The organism is Streptomyces sp. NPDC020958 (genome assembly GCF_055562175.1).
In genome coordinates this window covers 145769-169346 of the sequence record NZ_JBVHFU010000009.1, presented here as the reverse complement: position 1 = coordinate 169346, position 23578 = coordinate 145769, and the positions used below count along the sequence as shown (strand labels likewise).

Here is a 23578-nt window from a genome sequence, read left to right as displayed (position 1 = left end):
CAGCCTATGCACCCGGGCCCGCCCGCCGGGGCCGATTTCGATCACTTGCCCTGCACGGGCCAGCACGTGGGGTCGCCCTGGCACCAGATCGTCCTCGTCACGGTCACGGTGGGGCCGGGCCGCTGCCCGTAGGTGGGGGGCCGGTACGTGCTGTACGCGGGGCCGGGGGTGGCGTCGCAGTTTCCGAGGCCGTTCACCCGGAACCACTCCTTGCCGCCGACCTTCGCGACGAGGTCGCCGCGCACACAGGCACCGCTGACCGCCTTGGTGACCCGGCCGGTGACGGTGATCGCCCGCCCGTCCTTGGTCCTGCCCTTGCAGTCGACGGAGACCACGGTGGCCTCGGTCGCCGAGGGCGTCCTCGCCGACGAGCCGGAGGCGCCGGACGTGCCCGCCGTGCCGTAGCTGCCGGTGCAGGTGAGCCAACTGACGTCGACGTGCTGCCGTTTCAGCTCGGCGGTGGCCGTCTGGTCGGTGGTGTACGCGACGGTCGCGGTGTTCAGGTCGCTCGGCCGGCAGCCCGCCAGGACGCCGGCGGCGACCACCGCGAGCCCCGCCACGGCCGCCGCCCTGCTGCCGCGCGGCCGGCGCCAAATCCGCCTCAATGCCCCCATGGAGGGCAGCCTGCCACCGTCCCGGCCCTGGCGGTAGGGGGCTTACGGCCACTCACCTGTTCGGGACCGTCACCCTTCAGGTGCGCAGCAGCAGCCACTCCTGGAGCTCCACCAGGTTCCCCTCCGGGTCCTTCAGGTGGGCGACCCGCATCCGCTGCGTCATCGGCGCCGGCCCGTGCACCAGGACCGCACCGCGTGAGGTGATCTGCTCGCAGTAGGCGTCGAGGTCGTCGACGCGCAGCACCACCAGCGAACGGTGCCCGGTCGCCGCGTCCCCCAGTTCGCCCAGTGTCTCGGCCATCATCGCCCGGTCCTGCAGGGCGATCCCCGCGGACCCGGCGTGCGGACTGAACTTCTCGTACGGCCCCTCGCTCGCCCCCGACTGCGGCTTCAGCCCGAGCACGTCGGAGTAGAAGCGGTAGCAGGCGGCGAAGTCGGTGACCAGGAGCCGGACTTGGGCGAGTTCCACGGCGCGTTCCCCCAGGAGGTGGTGCGGGTGCGGTGCGGCTGTCGTACGGGTCAGGACCACCGGCCGGTGCGGCCCAGCAACAGGGCCGCGGCCGCGGTGCCGGCGGTCGACGTACGCATCACCGTAGGCCCCAGGGTGTACGCCCGCGCACCCGCCTCCTCGAACAGCGCCAACTCGTCCCGGGCCACGCCCCCTTCAGGCCCGACGACCAGCACGATCTCGCCCACGGCGGGCAGTTCGGCGGTGGCGAGCGGCGCACTGTCGTGCTCGAAGTCGGAGTGGAGCACGGCGGCGAGGGCGGCGCCCGCGAGCAGCGCCGCGACCTGCTTGGTGGTCGCCGTGTCCGCGACCTCGGGGAAGCGCACCCGGCGGGACTGCTTGCCGGCTTCGCGGGCGGTCGCCCGCCACTTGGCGAGCGACCTGAGCCCCCGGTCGCCCTTCCACTGGGTGATGCACCGGGCGGCCTGCCAGGGCACGATCGCGTCCACGCCGACCTCGGTCATGGTCTCCACGGCGACCTCCCCGCGGTCGCCCTTGGGCAGCGCCTGCACCACGGTGATCCGGGGCGCGGGCGCGGGTTCCTCGGTCACCGCGCCCAGGCGCACCACGAGCCGGTCCTTGCCCTCGGCGGCGACCACCTCGCAGACGGCGTGGCGTCCGGCGCCGTCGGTGAGCACGACCTCCTCGCCGGCCTCCAGCCGCTTCACGGAGACCGCGTGCCGCCCCTCGGGGCCGTCCAGGACGTACTGGCCGCCGCCCTCCGCGGAGTCCGCGGGGAACCGCTCGACGACGAACACGGGCGCTGTCATCGCCCCTCCTCCTTGGTCGACAACGCTGTCGACGCGGCCGCGAGTTCCTCGGCGAGGGTCTCCACGAGCCGACCGGCCGGCAGCTCCCGGGCCAGCCGGTGGCCCTGCCCCGCCCACAGCGCCATGCCCTGCGCGTCCCCGGCCCGGGCGGCGGCCTTGCGCAGCGGGGCGGTGAGGTGGTGGACCTCCGGGTAGGCGGCGGGCGCGTACGGGCCGTGCTCACGCAGGAAACGGTTGACCAGGCCGCGGGCGGGCCGCCCGGAGAACGCCCGGGTCAGCTCGGTGCGCGTGAACAGCGGGTCGGTCAGCGCCCGCTTGTGCACGTCGGGGGCGCCGGACTCGGGGGTGGCCAGGAAGGCCGTGCCCAGCTGGGCGGCGCTCGCGCCCGCCGCGAGCACGGCCGCGATCTGGCTGCCGCGCATGATCCCGCCCGCGGCGACCACGGGCAGGCTCACGGTGTCCCGGATCTGGGCGACCAGCGCGAGCAGCCCGATCCCGGAGCCGTCGTTCTCGGGGACGTCCCGGTGGGTGCCCTGGTGACCACCGGCCTCGACACCCTGCGCGATCACCGCGTCCGCGCCGGCCCGCTCGACGGCGAGGGCCTCCTCGGCCGTGGTCGCGGTGACCAGGGTGAAGGTGCCGGCCCGGCGCAGTGAGTCCAGGGCCTCCCGGCTCGGCACGCCGAAGTGGAAGGAGGCCACGGCCACCGGGTTGTCGAGGAGGACGGCGAGTTTCGCGTCGTACCCGTCGTCCCGGCCGCTGTCCGGGTCACCGAGCTCGGTCCGGTACCAGGCGGCCTCACCGGCCAGCTGGTGCGCGTAGAGGTCCACGGCCCCGGACTCCGCGTACTCCGGCTGCGGCACGAAGAGGTTCACGCCGAAGGGGCGGCCGGTCAGTCCCCGCAGTTGCTTGATCTCCTGGTACATCCCGTCGGCGGTCTTGTACCCGGCGGCCAGGAACCCCAGTCCGCCCGCCTCGGACACGGCGGCGGCGAGCTGCGGACCCGAGGCCCCGCCCGCCATGGGGGCCTGCACGATCGGAAAGCGGCAGAGATCGGTCAGCGCGGAGGACATGACGGCATGTTGTCACGTCCTCCGGACAAGACCGAATCGGCCGCCGCTTTGGCACATGCCAGGAATGTGCCGCCACCCTGGCACATGCCAGGGGAATGCCGCGGCCCGTCAGCGCCCGTTGAACGCGTCCTTCAGCCGGCTGAACAGTCCCTGCTGCCCGGGCTGGAACTGCCCCGTCGGCCGTTCCTCCCCGCGCAGCTTCGCCAGCTCCCGCAGCAGCCTCTCCTGCTCCGGGTCGAGCTTGGTGGGAGTCGTCACCTCCACGTGGACGATCAGGTCGCCCCGGCCGCCGCCCCGCAGGTGCGTGACCCCGCGCCCGTGCAGCGGGATCGACTGCCCCGACTGGGTGCCCGGCCGGATGTCGACCTCCTCCATCCCGTCCAGCGTCTCCAGCGGCACCTTCGTACCGAGGGAAGCCGCCGTCATCGGGATGGTCACCGTGCAGTGCAGGTCGTCGCCGCGCCGCTGGAACGTGGAGTGCGGCAGCTCGTGGATCTCGACGTACAGGTCACCGGCGGGACCGCCGCCGGGGCCGACCTCGCCCTCACCGGCGAGCTGGATCCGCGTGCCGTTGTCGACACCCGCCGGGATCTTCACGGTCAGCGTCCGCCGCGACCGCACCCGTCCGTCACCGGCGCACTCGGGGCACGGCGTCGGCACGACCGTCCCGAAGCCCTGGCACTGCGGACACGGCCGCGAGGTCATGACCTGACCCAGGAACGACCGCGTCACCTGCGAGACCTCACCGCGGCCCCGGCACATGTCACACGTCTGGGCGGTGGTGCCCGGCGCCGCGCCCTCACCGTTGCAGGTGTTGCAGACGACCGCCGTGTCGACCTGGATGTCCTTGGTCGTGCCGAAGGCCGCCTCGTCGAGCTCGACCTCGATCCGGATCATCGCGTCCTGGCCGCGCCGCGTCCGCGACCTCGGCCCCCGCTGCGACGCCGTACCGAAGAAGGCGTCCATGATGTCCGAGAAGTTCCCGAACCCGCCGGCGCCGAAGCCGCCCGCGCCCCCGCCGCCGCTCTGCGACAGCGGGTCCCCGCCGAGGTCGTAGACCTGCTTCTTCTGCGGGTCGGAGAGCACCTCGTAGGCGGCGTTGATCTCCTTGAACCGCTCCTGGGTCTTCGGATCCGGGTTGACGTCCGGGTGCAGCTCGCGCGCGAGCCGACGGAAGGCCTTCTTGATCTCTTCCTGCGACGCGTCGCGGCGCACGCCGAGAACGGCGTAGTAGTCCGTGGCCACTTACGACTCCGCCAGGATCTGTCCGACGTACCGTGCCACCGCTCGTACCGCTCCCATCGTTCCCGGGTAATCCATGCGGGTCGGTCCGACCACGCCGAGCTTGGCGAGTGCCTCGCCGCCCGAACCGTAACCGACCGACACCACGGACGTGGAGTTGAGTCCCTCGTGGGCGTTCTCGTGACCGATGCGCACGGTCATGCCCGAATCCCCCGCCTCGCCCATGAGTTTGAGGAGCACGACATGCTCCTCCAGAGCCTCCAGGACGGGCCGGATCATGAGGGGAAAGTCATGCCCGAAGCGGGTGAGATTGGCGGTACCGCCGATCACCAGCCGCTCCTCGTTCTCCTCGACGAGCGTCTCCAGCAGGGTGGAGAGCACCGCCGAGACCGTACCGCGGTCCTCGGCCTCGAAGGCGTCCGGCAGGTCCTCCACCAGCCGGGGCACGTCCGAGAACCGGCGGCCCGCGACCCGGCTGTTCAGCCGCGCCCGCAGATCCGCCAGGGACGCCTCCCCGAACGGCGCCGGACAGTCGACCAACCGCTGCTCGACCCGCCCGGTGTCGGTGATCAGCACCAGCATCAGCCGCGCGGGGGCGAGCGCGAGCAGTTCCACGTGCCGCACCGTCGACCGCGTCAGCGAGGGGTACTGCACCACGGCCACCTGCCGCGTCAGCTGGGCCAGCAGCCGGACCGTGCGGGCCACGACGTCGTCGAGGTCGACGGCGCCGTCGAGGAAGCTCTGGATGGCCCGCCGCTCGGGCGCGGTCATCGGCTTGACACCGGCCAGCTTGTCGACGAACAGCCGGTAGCCCTTGTCGGTGGGGATCCGCCCCGCGCTGGTGTGCGGCTGGGCGATGTACCCCTCGTCCTCCAGGGCGGCCATGTCGTTGCGGACGGTCGCCGGCGAGACACCGAGGTTGTGCCGTTCGGTCAGCGCCTTCGAACCCACCGGCTCCTCGGTGCCGACGTAGTCCTGGACGATGGCGCGCAACACCTGGAGCCTGCGTTCACTCAGCATCTTCGCGCCACACCTCCAGAAAGTCGTCCCCGCGGCCTTTCGGGTCTTTCGTCTGGCACTCTGCGAGCCCGAGTGCCAGCGTCCCCGGCCCAGTGTACGGCCGTCGGGTACCGACTGGGCAAGGTCGGTACGGGGACGGTACGGACCCGCCGCGTTCTGCGGCTAGCGTCGCGGTATGACGGTGACTTGGGAAGAGCTGGGCTGGGAGCGCCTGGCCGACGGGGTCGGCCGGTGCCGGCTGCCCGGCTGGGACTGCACGGCGGGGCTGGTCCTCGGGGCGGGCACGGCCCTCATGGTGGACGCCGGGTCGAGCCTCGCGGAGGGCGCCCGGTTGCGCACCCAGGCGCAGGCGCTCGCCGACCACCGTGTGACCCATCTCGCGCTCACCCACGCCCACTTCGATCACGTCCTCGGGGCGGCGGCGTTCGCGGGCACGGACCTGTACGCGGCGGTGGGCGCGCAGACCGTCCTCGCCCACGACCGTGACGGGCTGCGCCTGGACGCGGTAGGCAACGGCCTGCCGGCCCCGGAGGCCGAGGAGGCGGCGGACGCCCTCCCCGTCCCCCGCCACCTGGTCTCCGGCGAGTGGACCCTCGACCTCGGCGGCGGCCGCCAGGTCCTGCTCGCCAACGTGGGTCCCGGCCACACCGCCCACGACCTCGTGGTCCTCGTCCCCGGCGACCCCGAGGTGGTGTTCTGCGGCGACCTGGTGGAGGAGTCCGGCGACCCGCAGGCCGGCCCCGACGCCGTACCGTCGCGGTGGCCCGCCGCCCTGGACCGGCTGCTGGCCCTCGGCGGTGACCGCGCCCGGTACGTCCCCGGTCACGGAGCGGTGGTCGACGCGGCGTTCGTACGGGCCCAGCGCGACGCCCTGGCGGCGCGTTTCGGCGTGTCGTAGGCACACCCCACCCGCTTCTCCTATCGTCATCCGAATGCGCCAGTACTCCGCCGACCTGACCCCGCCGTGGAAGAAGCCGAAGCCGGTGCCCGAGGTGGCCGCCGAACCCGGCCTGGTGGTGGAGGAACCCGGCACGGGCTTCTGCGGCGCGGTGATCCGCTGCGAGGCGGGCACGGTCACCCTGGAGGACCGCTTCGGCAAGCACCGCGTCTTCCCGCTGGAGCCGCGCGGCTTCCTCCTGGAGGGCCGGGTGGTCACCCTCGTACGGCCCGCCTCCGCGGGTCCGGCCCGCCCCACCCGTACCGCCTCCGGCTCGGTCGCGGTCCCCGGCGCACGCGCGCGTGTCGCCCGCGCGGGCCGCATCTACGTGGAAGGCCGCCACGACGCGGAACTCGTCGAGAAGGTGTGGGGCGACGACCTGCGCATCGAGGGCGTGGTCGTGGAGTACCTGGGAGGCGTCGACGACCTGCCGTCGATCGTGGCCGAGTTCGCACCGGGCCCGGACGCCCGGCTGGGCGTGCTCGTGGACCACCTGGTGCCGGGCACGAAGGAGTGGCACATCGCCCAGTCGGTGACCGGGGACCACGCCCTGGTGGTCGGCCACCCCTACATCGACATCTGGGAGGCGGTGAAACCGGCGTCCCTGGGGATCGACGCCTGGCCCCGCGTCCCGCACGGCCAGGACTGGAAGACAGGCGTGTGCCGGGCGCTGGGCTGGCCCTCGGACAACACGGGCGCGGTGTGGCAGGCGATCCTCGCGCGCGTGAACTCCTACAAGGACCTGGAGCCGGAACTGCTGGGATGTGTCGAGCGTCTCATCGACCACGTGACCGTGCCCTGACGTCCGCCGAGCCGTTGATCCACCGGAACCGGTGGACGGCTCTCCGCCCACGCGGAGGTGGTCCGCCGATCAGTTCGTCCGCACGGCCGAGCAGGTCGTGCTCCCCGCTGTCGCGGGGGTGACCCCTCAGTCCACCAGGTCCCGCACCACCGCATCCGCCAGCAGCCGCCCCCGCAACGTCAGCACGGCCCGCCCCTCCTCGAAGGGGCCGTCCGCCAGCAAGCCCTCCCCCAGCGCCCGCCGCGCGGCCTTCAGCCCCTCCTCCTTGAGCAGCCCCAGCGGCACCCCTTCCCGCAGCCGCAGCTCCAGCAGGATCCGCTCCACCCGCCGGTCCTCGTCCGACAGGACCTCGCGTCCGGCGCCCGGCGACCGACCCGACGCCAGCGCCGCCGCGTACGCCCCCGGGTGCTTGACGTTCCACCAGCGCACCCCGCCCACGTGCGAGTGCGCGCCCGGCCCGGCACCCCACCAGTCGGCGCCCCGCCAGTACAGCTCGTTGTGCAGGCAGCGGCCCGCCTCCGAGGTCGCCCAGTTGGACACCTCGTACCAGTCGAAACCCGCCCCGGACAGCACCGACTCGGCGATCAGGTACCGATCGGCGTGCACGTCGTCGTCGGTCATCGGCACCTCGCCCCGGCGGATCCGCCGCGCCAGCTGCGTGCCCTCCTCGACGATCAGCGCGTACGCCGACACATGGTCCGGGCCGGCCCCGATCGCCGCGTCCAGGGAGGCCCGCCAGTCGTCGTCGGACTCACCGGGCGTGCCGTAGATCAGATCCAGGTTGACGTGCTCGAACCCGGCCGCCCGGGCCTCGGCCACGCACGCCTCGGGGCGGCCGGGCGTGTGCGTACGGTCCAGCACCCGCAGGACGTGCTGCCGCGCGCTCTGCATGCCGAAGGAGATCCGGTTGAAGCCGCCCTCCCGCAGGGCCGCCAGATACGCCGGGTCGACGGACTCCGGGTTCGCCTCCGTGGTGACCTCCGCGTCCGCAGCGAGCCCGAACTCGTCCCGGATCGCGTCCAGCATCCGCACCAGATCACCGGCGGCCAGCAACGTCGGCGTACCGCCCCCGACGAACACGGTCCGCACCTCCCGCGGGTCGTCCCCCAGGACCTTCCTGGCCAGCCTGACCTCGTCGGCCACCGTGTCCGCGTAGTTGTCGCGGGAGGCGAGCACCCCACCGGTGCCGCGCAGCTCGGTCGCCGTGTAGGTGTTGAAGTCGCAGTAGCCGCAGCGGGTCGCGCAGTAGGGGACGTGCAGGTAGAACCCGAGGGGGCGGGCGGCGGCGCCGGCCAGCGCGGCCGCCGGGAGCGCGCCGTCGTCCGGGACCGGCTCGCCGTCGGGAAGTACGGAAGGCATGTCCCCCATTGTCCCGTACTCACCGCGTGCGGATGCCCGCGCACGCGCGCTGTCCCGCACTCGCCGCGTACGGATGCCCGCGCACGCACGCGTCCCCGTACGGTGCCGGTCACCGCGCCGTCACTCCGCCTGGAGCACCAGCAGCGCCAGGTCGTCCTCGGGCTGGCCGCCACCGAACTCGTGGACGAGCCGCCTGATCCGCTCGGCGATCAGCTCGGCGCTCAGCCCCGCGCAGCCGGCCAGCGCCCGGGCGAGCCCGTCCCCGTCGTCGAACTGCCGGGAACCGGAGCGGCGCTCCGTGACCCCGTCCGTCACGCACAGCAGGCTGTCGCCCGGCGCGAGCTCGATCGTCTCGCTGGTGTAGGTCTCGTCCTCGACGACGCCGAGCAGCGTCTGCGGCCGGGCGGCGGTACGCACCCGGCCGTCGGGGCCGAGCAGCAGCGGCAGCGGATGCCCGGCGGAGGCCAGGGTGCAGCGCACCCCGCCGCCTTCGAGAGGGATCAGTTCGCCGTACAGCAGCGACAGGAACCGGGTCTGCGGGCCGTCGCCGGGCGGCAGGTGGCCACCGGCGGCGACCAGGGCCCGCGCGGCGGCGTCGGCGGCCTCGGTGGCGTCGTCGAGGAGCAGCTGGTTGAGCCGGTCCAGGACGTCGGCGACCCGGTAGCCCTCGCGGGCGAGCAGACGCAGCCAGGGCCGCGCCAGGCCGATGACGACGGCCGCCTCGGGACCCTTGCCCTGGACGTCGCCCACGGCGAAGCACCAGCGGCCGTCACTCGCCGGGAAGAGGTCGTAGAAGTCGCCGCTGGGGCCGCCCTTGTCGCAGGGCTCGTAGACGAGCGCACTGGCGACGCCCGGGATCTCGGCGACCGCACCGGGCAGCAGCCCCCGCTGCAGGACGGCGCTGATGGTGGCCTGCCGGGCGTACTGGCGGGCCGCGCCGATGGCCAGGGCGACCCGGCGGCCGAAGTCCTCGACCAGACCGGTGATCTCGTCGGGGAAGCCGTCCGGTCCCGAGCGTCCGATGACGAGCGTGCCGAGCGGCCGCCCGCCCGCGATCAGCCGGTAGGCGAGCGCCGCGCCGTGGGCGTCCCGCGGGCCGAGCGCCGCGCCTGGCCAGGGGTAGGGCTCGGGCCCCGCCCGCAGGCCCTCCGTGACGCCCGGCGGGTCCTTCTCCAGGGCCCGGCGCAGCTCCTCGATGCGGTTCTCGCTGCCGTGCCAGACACGGGCCAGCCGCGGCCCGCCGGCGCCGGTCGGGTCGTTCCAGCCGCCGCGTACGGTCGCCTCGTCCTCCAGCCACACCGCGCACCAGTCGGCGAGCCTGGGCACGATCAGCTGGCCGGTGAGGGCGGCCACCAGGTTCTCGTCGAGCTGCCCGGCGAGCAGGTCGGAGGCCTCCGCGAGGAAGGTCAGGGCACCCCGGTTCAGCCAGTCGCGGTCCCGCTCCGGGCGGTGCGGGCAGCTCCGGTCGGGCGCGGCCGACGGCTCGGGGGGCGCGGGGGGCGCGGGGGGCTCGGGGGCGAGGATCTCGGCGACCCTCAGCTCCTGCTCGTCGGGCAGGGTGCCGCCGCGGCCGGTCAGCCGCGCCCACACGGACTTCGCACCGGTGCGGTACGTCACCCCCCAGGACTCGGCGAGCGTGGCGACCAGCCGCAGCCCGCGCCCGTACTCCGGCGTCTCGTACGGTGTCTCGCCCGGGTGGTCGCGGGGCGCCCGGGAGGGATGGTGATCGGTCACCTCGACGACGAACGCGATCTCTTCGCTGCGTTCGCGCGGGTCACGCGCGTCGAGGACGGACTGCTCCAGCCACCAGTCGATCTCGACGTCGGTGCCCGCGTGCACCACGGCGTTGGTGACGAGTTCACTGACGACGACCATGGCGTCCTCGGCGACCCGCTGCTGTTCCCGGCCGAGCAGTCCGCAGTCGCTCCACTCGTCCAGGGAGGCGCGCACCAGTGCGCGGGCGGAACCGGGCGCGAGGGGGCTTCCGGGCAGGGTCGCGCACCTTTGCGCGCGCGGGACCGCGCTGTCGTGCGCTTCCTCGGCGGCGGGCGCCTCGTCGCGCGCAGGCGCCTCGCGGACCCGGGAGACGGTCTCCCGTTGCGTGGGTATGGCCCCCATGTCCAGCTCCCCGAGCAGTTCGGACGAATACATCCCGACGGATGCGGACAGAGTGACAGACTGACTGCGCCCATAAGCACCGAGTTACCGAAGTGGGCCGCCATGAGTGAGAACAGTGCTACGCGTGTGCTCGAAGACGGACAGAAACCGGAACAACTCCGAGCATCACCACCGCGCCCTCCGCTCCCCGCGCCGACCGCCGCGCGGGGCACTCACGGCCCGGCGCCCGCCTCGGCACCGAAACGCGGCGCGTGAGGCGGGAGCCGGCAGGCCCTGACCGCCCGGACGAACGCCCCGACGGCACGGGAGGCGACAGGGCGGCCGACGACCGAACGGACGGAGCAATGATCGCTGACGAGCGGGCCGGCATCCTCCTGGTCGACGACATGGAGGACAACCTGACCGCGCTGGAAGCCGTCCTCGGCTCGTTGAACGAGCCGATGGTCCGGGCGCGGTCCGGCGAGGAGGCGATGAACGCTCTTCTGCTCCGTCGTTTCGCCGTGATCCTGCTCGACATCCACATGCCGGGCATGGACGGCTTCGAGACAGCCGCGAACATCAAACGCCTCGACCGGACGAAGGACGTCCCGATCATCTTCCTGACGGGAGCGGAGGAGGAGGCGGGGTACGCGTTCCGCGGCTATGCGACGGGCGCGGCGGACTACCTGACGAAGCCGTTCGACCCGTGGGTGCTGCGGGCGAAGGTGAACGTCTTCCTGGAACTGCACCGCAAGAACCAGCAACTGGAGGCACTGCTGGCGCGGGAACAGGCCGATTTCGGCGAGTTGAGCAGGCGGCTGGCGGTCATGGAGGCCCGGTTGTCCGAGGAACCCGTCGATGTAGCGGTGCTGAGAGAAGAAGCCGGGAAACTTCGGCGACTGTTGAGCGGGACCAGATCGCACTGACGCGGATGCAAAGGACGCGGAGGGGCGCGGGGGGGAACCGCACGACCGCTCCCCACGCGCCCCTTCCCTTCGGACCAGGGTCCGCCCACGAAACCCCAGGGCCTAGGCCTCCCGGGTCCCTGCGTACATCTCGTCGATGAGGTGCTTGTACTCCCGCTCCACGACCGGCCTCTTCAGCTTCAGACTCGGCGTGATCTCCCCGTGTTCCACATCGAGATCCCGCGGAAGCAGCCGGAACTTCTTGATGGTCTGCCACTTCTGGAGACCTTCGTTGAGCTGCCTGACGTATCCGTCGACCATCTCGACGGTGACCGGCGCGGCCACGACCTCGGCATAGGGCTTGCCGTCCAGGCCGTTTTCCTTCGCCCATTCAAGGATCGCGGCCTCGTCGAGGGCGATCAGCGCGGTGCAGAAGTTCCGGTCGGCGCCGTGCACCAGGATGTTGGAGACGTAGGGGCAGACCGCCTTGAACTGTCCCTCGACCTCGGCAGGCGCGATGTACTTGCCGCCGGACGTTTTGATGAGGTCCTTCTTGCGGTCGGTGATCCGCAGATAGCCGTCGGGCGACAGCTCACCGATGTCACCGGTGTGGAACCAGCCGTCGCTCTCCAGGACCTCGGCGGTCTTCTCGGGCAGCCCGTGGTAGCCCTGCATGATGCCGGGGCCGCGCAGCAGGATCTCGCCGTCGTCGGCGATCCGCACCTCGCAGCCGGGCAGCGGCTTGCCGACCGTGCCGGTGCGGTAGGCCTCGCCGGGGTTGACGAAGGACGCCGCCGAGGACTCCGTGAGGCCGTAGCCCTCCAGGATGTGCACGCCGGCGCCGGCGAAGAAGTAGCCGATCTCGGGCGCGAGCGCGGCGGAACCGGAGACACAGGCCCGCAGCCGTCCGCCGAACGCCTCGCGCAGCTTGGAGTAGACCAGGCCGTCGGCGACCTTGTGCTTGGCGGCCAGGCCGAAGGGCGCGGTCGCGGCGCCGGTGCGGCGGAAGTTGTCCTGGGTGACCTTGGCGTACTCGCGGGCGACCTCGGCCGCCCACTGGAAGATCTTGTACTTGGCCGCACCACCGGCGCGGGCCTTCGCCGCGACGCCGTTGTAGACCTTCTCGAAGATGCGGGGCACGGCAGCCATGTACGTCGGCTGCACGACCGGGAGATTCTCGATGATCTTGTCGACGCGGCCGTCGACGGCGGTGACGTGACCGACCTCGATCTGCCCGGAGGTGAGCACCTTGCCGAAGACGTGGGCGAGCGGCAGCCACAGGTACTGCACGTCCTCGCTGCCGATCAGCCCGGTCGCGGCGATCGCCTTCGCCATGTACGACCAGTTGTCCTGCGGCAGCCGCACACCCTTGGGGCGGCCGGTGGTGCCGGAGGTGTAGATGAGCGTGGCCAGCTGGTCCTTGGTGATCGCGCCGACCCGCTCCTTGATCAGCTCGGGGTGCGTCTGCAGGTACTCGGCGCCGCGCGCCTCCAGTTCGGGCAGGGTGATCACCCAGTCACCGGTCTCGACGCCGGCCGGGTCGATGACGACGACCTGCGTGAGCTCGGGCAGCTCGGCGCGCTTCTCGACGGCCTTGGCGAGCTGCGCCGCGTCCTCCGCGATCAGCACCCGGCTCCCGGAGTCGGAGAGGATGAACGCCGACTCCTCGGCGTTGGTCTGCGGATAGACGGTCGTGGTGGCGGCGCCGGCGCACAGGATGCCGAGGTCGGCGAGGATCCACTCGACGCGGGTGGAGGAGGCGAGCGCGACCCGCTGCTCGGGCTGGATGCCCAGTTCGATGAGACCGGCCGCGATGGCGTAGACGCGTTCGGCGGCCTGCGCCCAGCTGAGCGACTTCCAGTCGTCGGGGCCCTGGCCGGAGGCCGCGGGTACCGGGTAGCGGTAGGCCTCGGCGTCCGGTGTGGCCGCCACCCGATCAAGGAAGAGGGCCGCCACGGACGGCGGTCGGTTCTCGATCAGTGTCTGTGTGTCGCTCACGACATCCTCCGGGACCCGCGACGGTGCGGCTGGCTCAGTGCGGCTGGGTTTGCTCACGGTGGGGCTGGCGCTGGTTGTTTAACTCGCGAGTAACTAACGAGCAGGGATCAGAGTAAGCCGCGGCCGGGCTGTGCGTAAGAGGCCTCGGCCTGTCTGTTTCCCCGCATCTTCCACGCAGAGCGACCCTACGCGCGCGTAGGGGCCCGCCATACTTTCGTACGGCGGACCCCTGTTGCGCCTGTTTTGCGGACGCGACCGATCGTTACCCGCGGTTACTTCTTGCTCTTGGCCGAACCCGCGCTGTCATCGCTGCTGAGGACGGCGATGAAGGCCTCCTGGGGAACCTCCACGGAACCCACCATCTTCATCCGCTTCTTGCCTTCCTTCTGCTTCTCCAGCAGCTTGCGCTTACGCGAGATGTCACCGCCGTAGCACTTGGCGAGGACGTCCTTGCGGATGGCGCGGATGGTCTCGCGGGCGATGACCCGGGAGCCGATGGCGGCCTGGATCGGCACCTCGAAGGCCTGCCGCGGAATGAGTTCGCGCAGCTTGGCGACGAGCCGCACACCGTACGCGTAGGCAGCGTCCTTGTGCGTGATCGCCGAGAACGCGTCGACCTTGTCGCCGTGCAGCAGGATGTCGACCTTGACCAGGCTTGAGGTCTGCTCACCGGTCGGCTCGTAGTCCAGCGACGCGTAACCGCGCGTCTTCGACTTCAACTGGTCGAAGAAGTCGAAGACGATCTCCGCGAGAGGCAGGGTGTACCGGATCTCGACCCGGTCCTCGGACAGGTAGTCCATGCCGAGCAGGGTGCCGCGCCGGGTCTGGCACAGTTCCATGATCGAACCGATGAACTCGGTCGGCGCGAGGATCGTGGCCCGTACGACGGGCTCGTACACCTCGTTGATCTTCCCCTCGGGGAACTCGCTCGGGTTGGTGACCGTGTACTCGGTCCGGTCCTCCATGACCACGCGGTAGACCACGTTGGGCGCGGTGGCGATGAGGTCGAGACCGAACTCGCGCTCCAGCCGCTCCCGGATCACGTCCAGGTGCAGCAGGCCGAGGAAGCCCACGCGGAAGCCGAAGCCGAGGGCGGCGGAGGTCTCCGGTTCGTAGACGAGAGCGGCGTCGTTGAGCTGAAGCTTGTCCAGTGCCTCACGCAGCTCCGGATAGTCGGAGCCGTCGAGCGGATACAGACCGGAGAAGACCATGGGCTTCGGGTCCTTGTAGCCGCCCAGGGCCTCCGTGGCGCCCTTGTTCTGGCTGGTGACGGTGTCACCGACCTTGGACTGCCGGACGTCCTTCACGCCGGTGATCAGGTAACCGACCTCACCGACGCCCAGGCCGTCCGCGGCCAGCATCTCCGGCGAGTTGGTCCCGATCTCCAGCAGCTCGTGCGTGGCGCCGGTCGACATCATCTTGATGCGCTCGCGCTTGTTGAGCTGGCCGTCGATGACGCGGACATACGTCACGACACCGCGGTAGGAGTCGTAGACCGAGTCGAAGATCATGGCGCGGGCGGGCGCGTCGGCGACGCCGACCGGCGCCGGGATCTCCTTGACGACCTTGTTGAGCAGCGCATCGACGCCGACACCGGTCTTCGCGGAGACCCGCAGCACGTCGTCCGGCTCGCAGCCGACCAGGTTCGCCAGTTCCTCGGCGAACTTCTCCGGCTGCGCGGCCGGCAGGTCGATCTTGTTGAGCACAGGGATGATCGTGAGGTCGTTCTCCATCGCCAGGTAGAGGTTGGCGAGGGTCTGCGCCTCGATGCCCTGGGCGGCGTCGACGAGGAGGATGGTCCCCTCGCAGGCCGCCAGCGACCGCGACACCTCGTAGGTGAAGTCGACGTGACCCGGGGTGTCGATCATGTTGAGGATGTGCGTGTTGCCCTGGTCCGGGCCCTCGGTGGGGGCCCAGGGCAGACGCACCGCCTGGGACTTGATCGTGATGCCGCGCTCGCGCTCGATGTCCATCCGGTCGAGGTACTGAGCACGCATCTGCCGCTGCTCGACCACACCGGTCAGCTGGAGCATCCGGTCGGCGAGCGTGGACTTGCCGTGGTCGATGTGCGCGATGATGCAGAAATTGCGGATCAGAGCCGGGTCGGTACGGCTCGGCTCGGGCACATTGTTAGGGGTCGCGGGCACGCAGGGTCCTGTCTCTTGAGGCGCCTTATGCCTCGGGTCGGATCTATACGTAGCCTCCATGGTCCCATGGAGAGCGACCGGGGGGCGGTTTGGGCTGGCCGCCGCCCCACTGCTAGTCTGGGCAGCTGTGTCTCATGTCCTCTCAGCACGAGGCACGTCAATCAGAAAACACCCGGTAGGGGATCCGGACTCTTCCATGCCTTCGGCACGCGGAGAACTCCTGGCCCGTACCAGAACCTGAAAAGGCTCATTCGTGGCGAACATCAAGTCCCAGATCAAGCGGATCAAGACCAACGAGAAGGCCCGGCTGCGCAACAAGGCCGTCAAGTCGTCTCTGAAGACCGCGATCCGCAAGGCCCGTGAGGCCGCCGCCGCGGGCGACGTCCAGAAGGCCACCGAGCTCCAGCGCGCTGCCGCGCGTCAGCTCGACAAGGCCGTCTCCAAGGGCGTCATCCACAAGAACCAGGCCGCCAACAAGAAGTCGGCGCTTGCTTCCAAGGTCGCTTCCCTCCAGGGCTGAACCTCTTCCCTGATCTGACCGCCGGAAGGACCCAGAGCGGGCCCTCTCTCATCCGCTCCCGACCGGCACCCAGAGTCTGTTCGCGGCCTGCGTTCGCCACGCGGGAACGGACTCGACAGCTGTGTGACAAGGCCCCGCCCCCGCCCTTCCCCAGGGCGGCGGACGGGGCCTTCGTCATGTGCGCTCCCGGCGGGACTCTCGCGACAGCCCTCAGCCGCGCCCTCGGGACCGGGCCGCCCGCGCGATGGTCACCACGGCCTTCTCCAGGGCGTACTCGGGATCGTCCCCGCCGCCCTTCACTCCCGCGTCCGCCTCGGCGACGGCCCGCAGCGCGGCCGCGACCCCGTCCGGCGTCCAGCCACGCATCTGCTGCCGCACCCGGTCGATCTTCCACGGCGGCATCCCGAGCTCCCGCGCGAGATCGGCGGGCCGGCCGCCCCTGGCCCCGGACAGCTTCCCGATCGCCCGCACGCCCTGCGCGAGCGCGCTCGTGATCATCACCGGTGCGACCCCGGTCGCCAGCGACCAGCGCAACGCCTCCAGCGCCTCCGCCGTACGCCCCTCCACGGCCCGGTCGGCGACGGTGAAGCTGGACGCCTCGGCCCGCCCGGTGTAGTACCGCCCGACGACTGCCTCGTCGACGGTGCCCTCGACGTCCGCGGTGAGCTGGGACGCGGCGGACGCCAGCTCCCGCAGATCACTGCCGATGGCGTCGACGAGCGCCTGACACGCCTCGGGCGTGGCGGACCGCCCGAGCGCCCTGAACTCGCCCCTGACGAACGCCAGCCGATCGGCCGGCTTGGTCATCTTCGGGCACGCGACCTCCCGCGCCCCCGCCTTGCGCGCCGCGTCCAGCAGCCCCTTGCCCTTGGCCCCGCCCGCGTGCAGCAGCACGAGCGTGATCTCCTCGGCGGGCGCCCCCAGATACGCCTTCACGTCCTTGACCGTGTCGGCGGACAGATCCTGTGCGTTGCGTACGACCACGACCTTGCGTTCCGCGAACAGCGACGGGCTGGTCAGCTCCGCGAGGGTGCCGGGCTGCAACTGGTCCGGGGTCAGGTCCCGTACGTCGGTGTCGGCGTCGGCGGCCCGGGCGGCGGCCACCACCTGCTGCACGGCACGGTCGAGCAGCAGGTCCTCCTGCCCCACGGCGAGGGTCACCGGGGCGAGCGGATCGTCATCAGCAGTCTTCTTGGCCATCGCGCCAAGCATCCCACGGCGCACTGACAACGCGGCCACGCGGCCGGACGCCCGTCAGCGGCATCTTCCAGGGCAGCGGCAGCTCACGGCTCCTCCCGCCAGCCCTCCCACTCCCCCGCGAACTCGTCCAGCGCCGCCGGATCCAGCCGCCTGTCCTCGTCCCGCAGCAGCACCAGCCACTGCGCGTCCTCCGCGTCGTCCTCCCCCGCCAGCGCGTCCCGCACCAGCCGAGGCTCCTCGGCGACCCCGAACCGCTCGCCGAGCGCCTCGGCCGCCTCCTCCGCCGCGTCCCGGTCGGGCAGCACCAGCACATGTCTCACATCGCTCACGGCCTCATTGTCGGGCACCGCCGCGCACCACGACGATCCGGACGGGCGGTCAGCCGCTGGGCACGATCCGGACGGGCGGTCAGCCCCTGGGCACGATCCCGACGAGCGGTTCAGACCCTGGGCACGATCCCGACGAGCGGTTCAGACCCTGGGCACGATCCCGACGAGCGGTTCAGACCCTGGGCACGATCTGCACGTCCAGATCGACCCGGATGCTCGGCCCGACGACGGCGATCCCGCGCGCCAGCATGGTCTGCCAGCTCACGGTGAAGTCGTCCCGGTGCAGTTCGGTCGTGGCCCGGCAGGCCGCCCGCACCTCGCCCTCCATGCCGTTGCCCATGCCGAGGTATTCGGTGTCGAGGGTGACCGTCCGCGTCACACCGCGCAGGGACAGCGCCCCGGTGACCCCCCACCTGGCGCCGCCCCTGTGCACGAACCGCTCGCTGTAGAACTCCAGTGTCGGAAAGCGCTGCGCGTCCAGGAAGTCGGCCGACCTCAGGTGGTCGTCCCGCATCCGGACGCCCGTGTCGATGGTGGCGGCGTCGATCACCACGTGCATCGCGGACCGCTCCATCTGCTCGGCGATCCGCACCGCACCCGCGAACGAGTTGAACCGCCCGTGGATCCGGGCCAGTCCGATGTGCCGGGCGGTGAAGCCGATCGAGGAATGCGCGGGCTCGATCTCCCAGTCACCCGGCGTCGGCAGCTCCGGCGGCGCGGCGACCTGAAGGGTCACGTCACCGAGCGAGGCGAGGCAGTTCTCGCCGACCTGCGCGGTGGCCCGGTAGGGCGCGAACCCCTCGGCGGACACCGCCAGCCGGTACTCCCCCGCGGGCACGGTCGTCACGAATGACCCGTAGGGGTCGGCACCGCCGCTGACCACCGTGCGCCCGGTGGTGTCGCTGACCGCGAACTCCGCGTTCGTCACCGGTTCGTTGACCGGGTCCACCACCCGGCAGCTCAACACCCCGGCGTCCGGCGGAGTCTGCACCGCCGCGAGGGGGCTCGTCCGCTGCACCCGGTTCGTTCGGTTTCCCATCAAGCGGCCGAACATCCACGCCACCCCTGTACGCCTCGCCACCATCCGTTACCGAAGGAACATTCGATCACTTATGCGGCTTTCGAGGCAACACGGGAGCACATAACGGGAATGCAGCACATCCGCCGGAACCACCCACGAGTAGCACGCTAAGCGGCAGTAGAGACGTGTCATCCCCCGAAGGGCGAATTAGCCGTTCCGGTCTTCCCCCGGCGGGTTCCGCACGGTCGGCACACGGTCCAACGCGATCCCGAACCGCTCCCGGTACACCCCGAGCACCTCGTCGTCCGGACCCAACTCCCGCACCTCACGCGTCCCGTCGGCCGCCGTCACCGTCAACTTCCGGCCGCTCAGCGTCACCCGTCCACCGTCCTCGGTGACCCGGGAACAGACCAGCGACTGCGTGAAGTGCGACGCCGGGGAGGTACTGTGCCACCACGCCCCGGCCGTGAAATCCCCGAGTACCCGCGGCCTGACCTCCAGCCGGTACTGCGGCCGGCCGTCCCGCAACACGTCCAGATCTCCGGACGTCCCGTCCCGCGACACGCCCGCGCCTCCGCCCGCCGTGCGGCCCGCCCCGCTCACCCCGGCCGCGTCCGGCCCGGCCACCGTGATCCGGAACACCCCGCCGGGATCGGCCTGTTCGCCCCGCTCCGCGAACGCCAGCGGGTAGTGGCTGTGCGCCCCGAACCCGACATCCGCCAGCCATTGTCCGCCGTCCACCGTCCGCACCCGCAACGCGAGATGGTCGTACGGGATACCCAGCCGCCCCTCCTCCCCGTACACCCGCCCCGCCAGCGGCGTCACCCCGAACCCCAGTCCGGTGAGCAAGACGGCGAAGGCGCCGTTGAGCTCGTAGCAGAACCCGGCCCGGCCCGCCCCCACCACCTTGTCCAGCAGCCTGTCCTCCTCCAGCCCGATCTCCTCGCCGAGGTGGATCGACAGGTTCTCGAAGGGCACCGCCAGCAGGTGCCGCAGATGCAGCTCGCGCAGCGCCTCGGCGGTGGGCCGGGCCGGGCGGGCGGCCCCGAGGCGGTGGAGGTAGGCGTCGATCCGCGCGGAGTCAACCGAGTTCATGCCCTCAGTCTCGCGCCACTCTCAGCTCGCCCGCCTGCCCTCCACCACCACCACCGCCGCCCCCGGTCACCGCGAGCGCCCCGTCCCGGTCGGTCCGCAGCACCACCGCCCCCAGGTGCTCCAGCTCCGCCACCGTGCCCGGTGCCGGGTGCCCGTACGGGTTGTCCACCCCGCAGGAGATGAGCGCGACCCTCGGCGCCACCAGGCGCATCAACTGCGGATCCTGGTACGCCGACCCGTGGTGGGCCACCTTCAGCACATCCACCCGGCCCAGTTCGTCGGCCGACGGCGATCTCAGCAGTTCCTGCTGGGCCGCCGGTTCGAGATCACCGAGCAGCAGCATCCGCAGCCCGGCCGAGCGGACCAGCAGGGCGACACTGGCGTCGTTCGGGCCTTCCGGTTCCGGTGCCGGATTCGGGGGCGGCCACAGCACCTGCCAGTCCAACGGCCCCGTCCTGCGCCGCTCCCCCGCGACCGCCCGCGTGATGGGAACATGATGCGCGGCCGCCTCCCGGACGACGAACTCCACCTGGTCGGCGGGCTCCGCGAACCCGGTCGTCTCGATCTGCGCGACCGCACGCCCCCGCAGCACCCCCGGCAGCCCCGCCACGTGATCGGCGTGGAAGTGGGTGAGGACGACCAGCGGCACCCGGGTGATGCCCAGTTCCCGCAGACAGTGGTCGACCAGTTTCGGATCGGGCCCGGCGTCGACGACCACCCCGGTGCCCGCGCCGGCCGCGAGCACGGTCGCGTCGCCCTGTCCCACGTCGCACATCGCCAGCCGCCAGCCGGGCGGCGGCCAGCCCGTGACCACTCGCGCCAACGGCGCCGGCCGGACCACCAGCAGGGCCAGCAGCACCCCCAGCGCCCCGCACCACCACGGGTGCCGCAGCAAGCGCCGCCCCAGCAGCACGACGGCCACCGTGACCCCGGCCAGCCCAAACGCCCCCGCCCAGCTCCCCGGCCAGTCCGCTCCCGCCCCCGGCAACACCGCCCCCGCCCGGGCGATCCCGGCGATCCAGCCGGCGGGCCAGCCCGCGCACCAGGCCAGCACCCTGGCCACCGGCATCGCCACCGGCGCGGCCGCGAGCGCCGCGAACCCCAGCACCGTCGCCGGCGCGACCGCGATCTCGGCCAGCAGGTTGCAGGGCACCGCCACCAGGCTCACCCGCGCCGACAGCACCGCGACCACCGGCCCGCACACCGCCTGCGCGGCGGCTGCCGCGGCCAGGCCCTCGGCCAGCCGCTCCGGCACCCCGCGCCGCCGCAACGCCTCGCCCCATCCCGGTGCCAGCACCAGGAGCGATCCGGTGGCCAGCACGGACAGCAGGAAGCCGTAACTCCGGGCCAGCCACGGGTCGTACAGCACCAACAGCAGGACCGCCGTCGCCAGCGCCGGCATCAGGGACCTGCGACGGCCGGTCGCCAGGGCCAGCAGGGCGACGGCTCCGCACGCCGCCGCCCGCAGCACACTGGGATCGGGTCGGCACACGACGACGAACCCGAGAGTGAGCGCCGAGGCGAACAGCGCGGTCGCCCGCAGCGACAGCCCGAGTCGCGGGGCGAGCCCACGGCGCTCGACCTGCTGGGCCAGCCCCGGAGGTCCGATGAGCAGGGCGAGCAGGATGGTGAGGTTGCTGCCCGACACGGCCAGGGTGTGGGCGAGATCGGTCGCCTCGAAAGCCTCGTCCAGTTCGGGGGTGATCCGGGAGGTGTCTCCGACGACCAGTCCCGGCAGCAGCGCCCGCGCGTCCTCGGGGAGCCCGGCGGTCGCCTCCCGCAGCCCGGCCCGCAGCCGTCCGGCCAGCCGCTGCGGTCCACTCGGACCACCCACCACCACCGGGGCAGGACGCTCCCGCACTCGCAGCATCGCCGCCACCCGGTCCCCGCCGGCCGTGGGCGCCGCCAGCCGCGCGGTCATCCGCAACCGCGTGGAGGGGAGCAACCCGAGCCACCGCGCCCGACCGCCACCGCCCGGCGCCGGCACGCCCGGATCGACGACCACCAGTACCGGTGAACGCGTCGTCTGCGCCGTCCCGTCGCCCCGCTCCACCCGCCTCACCTCTGCGCGCACCAGCACGGCGGCCGACGTGGCGTGATCTCCCCGCACCCGCGGCCTGCTGACCCAGGGGTCACCGGTGAGTTCCACCTCCGCGGTCACCGTCGCGTACCCGCGGGCCAGTTGCGGCACCGGCCCCCGGCGCACGTCCGCCCCGTGCAGCCCCGCGGAGGCTGCCGCCCCGGCGACGCAGAGCAGCAGGGCACCGACGGAGGCCCGCCGCCAAGTCGGCCGCGACGGCACGGGGTTGGCGCGGCGGGTGATGGCGGGGGTGGCCGGAGGGCCGACGGAGGAGGTGGTTGGGGGGCTCCCCACCGCGTTCCCGGGTCGCTCCCCGGCCCGGCTGCGCCACACCAGGGTCAGCCCGGCCACCACGCAGCCGACGACGATCGCAGCCGTCCACCCCGGCGACGCGTCCAGCGTCAGCGCCGCCGTCGCCCATACGGCCAGGGCGGGCGGCACGAGCCGCAGGTCGGCGCTTCCCTCCTGCCGAGGGTGCGCGATCCCCGGTCGCCGGTCCGAGCCGTCGTGCGCGGCCCGGCGACCGGTCACGGATCCCGGCGGGGTGCCGTCGGTCGTCCGGCTCATGGCCGTACCAGGTCCCGCAGGTCCGAGAAGCGACGGTCACCGATGCCCTTGACCTGACGGAGTTCGTCGACCGAGCGGAAACCGACGTGCTGGGTGCGGTACTCGACGATGTGCTGGGCCAGCACCGGGCCGACACCCGGAAGGGCGTCGAGCTGCTCCACGGTCGCCGTGTTCAGGGAGACCGGCGCCGACGGACCGGCTCCTGCCACGGCGCCTCCTGCCACCTGCCCGGCCTGGCCCGCCTGCCCTGCACCGGCCGGTGGGGCAGGCCCCCCGACGACGATCTGTTCACCGTCCACGAGGAAACGCGCACGATTGAGCCCGTCGGTGTCCGCACCGGGCCGCACCCCGCCTGCTGCCCGCAGCGCGTCGGCCACCCGGGACCCGGCCGGCAGCGTGTGGACCCCCGGCTCCCGGACCTTCCCGGTGACGTCCACGACGATCTCGCCACCGCCGGCCCCGCCCGTCCTCCCGGTCCCACCGGTCCCACCAGCCACCGCGGCCGCACCGGCACCGGCGGCCGGGGCGTTCTGCCCATTGTTCCTCCCGGCCTTCCCAGCCTTCCCGGCCTGCTCGTCCTTCTCGTACGGCGCCTGGGCGCGCACCACCTCAGGAGCGCTCACGGACTCCGTCCGGCCGGTCCAGAAGTGCTGCACCGCCAGGGCCCCGGCCACGACGAGCACCACCCCGAGGGCTACGGCGCTCCGGCGTTCCATGGCGATGCGTGTCTGCAGCCACACCGGCACCCGTTCCCGGACGGCTACCCCCAGCCGGGTCCGCAGCCCGGGAAGAGCCGGCCGGCGCCGGGTCCTGGTCTCGTCGGCGAGGGTGCGGGCGGACGACATCAGTGCCGCCGCCGTCGACAGCGCCGCCGCCGCTGTGCGCACCCCGGTGGTGGCCGTGCGCAGTGCGGTCGTCGCCGCGGTCAGTCCGGCGGCGGAACCGGTGCCGGCCACCGTCCCCGCCACGGGAGGTGCTTGACCCGGTTTCGGCCCGGTGACTCCTCCTTCGCCGAAGAGGAGTTCCGCCCGGCGGCGCAGTTCGTCCGCCGGGGCCGGACGGTGGCGGGCACCGGCCCGGACCGGGGACCGGCGATGCCGGGTGCGGCCGTCGGAGGTGGGGCCCCGGCCCGGGCCGCTGGTCGCGTGTGTCTCGTGTGAGCGTGATCGAAGTGCCATGCGACGAGGATCGGGCTTTCCGCCGATCCGCGGTGATCTTGCTCGATTTCCGTGGACCGCGCGCCGGTTGTGGATAACTTCGCCACCCGGACGAGTGATCGTGACGAGGCTGCTGC

20 protein-coding genes are annotated in these 23578 nt (G+C 72.3%); 4 read left to right on the top strand and 16 right to left on the bottom strand.

The annotated features are described in order from the left end of the window. Positions 1 to 41: 41 nt before the first annotated feature. The 6 genes from ACZ3KP_RS25340 to hrcA form a co-directional block, all read right to left on the bottom strand. Complete coding sequence (locus ACZ3KP_RS25340) at positions 42 to 614, bottom strand: hypothetical protein (protein WP_358972926.1); 573 nt, start codon at positions 612 to 614, stop codon at positions 42 to 44. Between the two features lie 76 nt (positions 615 to 690). Beyond that, a complete protein-coding gene (locus tag ACZ3KP_RS25335) occupies positions 691 to 1083 on the bottom strand; it encodes a VOC family protein (RefSeq protein ID WP_467501845.1) in 393 nt (130 codons plus the stop codon). A gap of 50 nt (positions 1084 to 1133) precedes the next feature. Further along, complete coding sequence (locus ACZ3KP_RS25330) at positions 1134 to 1892, bottom strand: 16S rRNA (uracil(1498)-N(3))-methyltransferase (protein ID WP_467501844.1); 759 nt, start codon at positions 1890 to 1892, stop codon at positions 1134 to 1136. Then, positions 1889 to 2965: a nitronate monooxygenase gene (locus ACZ3KP_RS25325; protein ID WP_467501843.1), complete on the bottom strand. Its 1077-nt coding sequence runs from the start codon at positions 2963 to 2965 to the stop codon at positions 1889 to 1891. The genes ACZ3KP_RS25330 and ACZ3KP_RS25325 overlap by 4 nt, the downstream gene beginning before the upstream one ends. Positions 2966 to 3073: 108 nt before the next feature. Beyond that, complete coding sequence (gene dnaJ, locus ACZ3KP_RS25320; protein WP_133021964.1) at positions 3074 to 4210, bottom strand: molecular chaperone DnaJ; 1137 nt, start codon at positions 4208 to 4210, stop codon at positions 3074 to 3076. Further along, positions 4211 to 5227, bottom strand: a complete 1017-nt coding sequence (gene hrcA / locus ACZ3KP_RS25315; protein ID WP_358972915.1) for a heat-inducible transcriptional repressor HrcA — start codon at positions 5225 to 5227, stop codon at positions 4211 to 4213. Between the two features lie 175 nt (positions 5228 to 5402). On the opposite strand from hrcA, the gene ACZ3KP_RS25310 reads away from it, so the two are divergent. Together ACZ3KP_RS25310 and ACZ3KP_RS25305 are read left to right on the top strand one after the other, a co-directional pair. After that, positions 5403 to 6125 carry an MBL fold metallo-hydrolase gene (locus tag ACZ3KP_RS25310; protein ID WP_467501842.1) on the top strand — a complete coding sequence of 241 codons (723 nt, stop codon included), beginning with the start codon at positions 5403 to 5405 and terminating at the stop codon, positions 6123 to 6125. A 34-nt stretch (positions 6126 to 6159) separates the two neighbouring features. After that, on the top strand, positions 6160 to 6966 hold the full coding sequence (locus ACZ3KP_RS25305; protein ID WP_467501841.1) for a DUF3097 domain-containing protein: 807 nt from the start codon (positions 6160 to 6162) through the stop codon (positions 6964 to 6966). 126 nt (positions 6967 to 7092) lie between these two features. Here ACZ3KP_RS25305 and hemW read toward each other — a convergent pair whose 3' ends face one another. Then, positions 7093 to 8325 (bottom strand): radical SAM family heme chaperone HemW, encoded by a 1233-nt coding sequence (hemW, locus tag ACZ3KP_RS25300; RefSeq protein ID WP_467501840.1) that lies wholly within the window; start codon positions 8323 to 8325, stop codon positions 7093 to 7095. Between the two features lie 120 nt (positions 8326 to 8445). Beyond that, complete coding sequence (locus ACZ3KP_RS25295) at positions 8446 to 10443, bottom strand: SpoIIE family protein phosphatase (RefSeq protein WP_467501839.1); 1998 nt, start codon at positions 10441 to 10443, stop codon at positions 8446 to 8448. 344 nt (positions 10444 to 10787) lie between these two features. Here ACZ3KP_RS25295 and ACZ3KP_RS25290 point away from each other — a divergent pair, with 344 nt between their 5' ends. Beyond that, positions 10788 to 11348, top strand: a complete 561-nt coding sequence (locus tag ACZ3KP_RS25290; RefSeq protein WP_467501838.1) for a response regulator — start codon at positions 10788 to 10790, stop codon at positions 11346 to 11348. Between the two features lie 102 nt (positions 11349 to 11450). Here ACZ3KP_RS25290 and ACZ3KP_RS25285 read toward each other — a convergent pair whose 3' ends face one another. Together ACZ3KP_RS25285 and lepA are read right to left on the bottom strand one after the other, a co-directional pair. Further along, a complete protein-coding gene (locus ACZ3KP_RS25285) occupies positions 11451 to 13325 on the bottom strand; it encodes an AMP-dependent synthetase/ligase (protein WP_467501837.1) in 1875 nt (624 codons plus the stop codon). 272 nt (positions 13326 to 13597) lie between these two features. Continuing rightward, positions 13598 to 15472: a translation elongation factor 4 gene (gene lepA, locus ACZ3KP_RS25280; protein WP_467501836.1), complete on the bottom strand. Its 1875-nt coding sequence runs from the start codon at positions 15470 to 15472 to the stop codon at positions 13598 to 13600. Positions 15473 to 15725: 253 nt separating this feature from the next. On the opposite strand from lepA, the gene rpsT reads away from it, so the two are divergent. Further along, positions 15726 to 15992 (top strand): 30S ribosomal protein S20, encoded by a 267-nt coding sequence (gene rpsT, locus ACZ3KP_RS25275; protein WP_046733201.1) that lies wholly within the window; start codon positions 15726 to 15728, stop codon positions 15990 to 15992. Positions 15993 to 16202: 210 nt separating this feature from the next. Here rpsT and holA read toward each other — a convergent pair whose 3' ends face one another. The 6 genes from holA to ACZ3KP_RS25245 form a co-directional block, all read right to left on the bottom strand. Continuing rightward, positions 16203 to 17192, bottom strand: a complete 990-nt coding sequence (gene holA / locus ACZ3KP_RS25270) for a DNA polymerase III subunit delta (RefSeq protein WP_358972897.1) — start codon at positions 17190 to 17192, stop codon at positions 16203 to 16205. Between the two features lie 83 nt (positions 17193 to 17275). Further along, the gene (locus ACZ3KP_RS25265) at positions 17276 to 17521 is read right to left on the bottom strand and encodes a hypothetical protein (protein ID WP_358972895.1); all 246 of its coding nucleotides are present in this window, start codon (positions 17519 to 17521) and stop codon (positions 17276 to 17278) included. Between the two features lie 172 nt (positions 17522 to 17693). After that, the gene (locus ACZ3KP_RS25260; RefSeq protein ID WP_467501835.1) at positions 17694 to 18575 is read right to left on the bottom strand and encodes a YceI family protein; all 882 of its coding nucleotides are present in this window, start codon (positions 18573 to 18575) and stop codon (positions 17694 to 17696) included. Between the two features lie 174 nt (positions 18576 to 18749). After that, the gene (locus tag ACZ3KP_RS25255) at positions 18750 to 19637 is read right to left on the bottom strand and encodes an arylamine N-acetyltransferase family protein (RefSeq protein WP_467501834.1); all 888 of its coding nucleotides are present in this window, start codon (positions 19635 to 19637) and stop codon (positions 18750 to 18752) included. Between the two features lie 4 nt (positions 19638 to 19641). Next, the gene (locus ACZ3KP_RS25250; RefSeq protein ID WP_467501833.1) at positions 19642 to 22284 is read right to left on the bottom strand and encodes a ComEC/Rec2 family competence protein; all 2643 of its coding nucleotides are present in this window, start codon (positions 22282 to 22284) and stop codon (positions 19642 to 19644) included. Next, positions 22281 to 23462 carry a ComEA family DNA-binding protein gene (locus ACZ3KP_RS25245; protein ID WP_467501832.1) on the bottom strand — a complete coding sequence of 394 codons (1182 nt, stop codon included), beginning with the start codon at positions 23460 to 23462 and terminating at the stop codon, positions 22281 to 22283. The genes ACZ3KP_RS25250 and ACZ3KP_RS25245 overlap by 4 nt, the downstream gene beginning before the upstream one ends. Between the last annotated feature and the right edge of the window lie 116 nt (positions 23463 to 23578).

Bases quoted from the DNA above. Each gene is read 5' to 3' on its own strand.
- ACZ3KP_RS25330 (WP_467501844.1), bottom strand. From the start codon at position 1,892: ATGACAGCGCCCGTGTTCGTCGTCGAGCGGTTCCCCGCGGACTCCGCG.
- ACZ3KP_RS25325 (WP_467501843.1), bottom strand. From the start codon at position 2,965: ATGTCCTCCGCGCTGACCGATCTCTGCCGCTTTCCGATCGTGCAGGCC.
- ACZ3KP_RS25250 (WP_467501833.1), bottom strand. From the start codon at position 22,284: ATGAGCCGGACGACCGACGGCACCCCGCCGGGATCCGTGACCGGTCGC.
- hemW (WP_467501840.1), bottom strand. From the start codon at position 8,325: ATGCCTTCCGTACTTCCCGACGGCGAGCCGGTCCCGGACGACGGCGCG.
- ACZ3KP_RS25340 (WP_358972926.1), bottom strand. From the start codon at position 614: ATGGGGGCATTGAGGCGGATTTGGCGCCGGCCGCGCGGCAGCAGGGCG.
- ACZ3KP_RS25310 (WP_467501842.1), top strand. From the start codon at position 5,403: ATGACGGTGACTTGGGAAGAGCTGGGCTGGGAGCGCCTGGCCGACGGG.
- ACZ3KP_RS25295 (WP_467501839.1), bottom strand. From the start codon at position 10,443: ATGGGGGCCATACCCACGCAACGGGAGACCGTCTCCCGGGTCCGCGAG.
- ACZ3KP_RS25290 (WP_467501838.1), top strand. From the start codon at position 10,788: ATGATCGCTGACGAGCGGGCCGGCATCCTCCTGGTCGACGACATGGAG.
- ACZ3KP_RS25245 (WP_467501832.1), bottom strand. From the start codon at position 23,462: ATGGCACTTCGATCACGCTCACACGAGACACACGCGACCAGCGGCCCG.
- hrcA (WP_358972915.1), bottom strand. From the start codon at position 5,227: ATGCTGAGTGAACGCAGGCTCCAGGTGTTGCGCGCCATCGTCCAGGAC.
- ACZ3KP_RS25260 (WP_467501835.1), bottom strand. From the start codon at position 18,575: ATGTTCGGCCGCTTGATGGGAAACCGAACGAACCGGGTGCAGCGGACG.
- holA (WP_358972897.1), bottom strand. From the start codon at position 17,192: ATGGCCAAGAAGACTGCTGATGACGATCCGCTCGCCCCGGTGACCCTC.
- ACZ3KP_RS25255 (WP_467501834.1), bottom strand. From the start codon at position 19,637: ATGAACTCGGTTGACTCCGCGCGGATCGACGCCTACCTCCACCGCCTC.
- ACZ3KP_RS25305 (WP_467501841.1), top strand. From the start codon at position 6,160: ATGCGCCAGTACTCCGCCGACCTGACCCCGCCGTGGAAGAAGCCGAAG.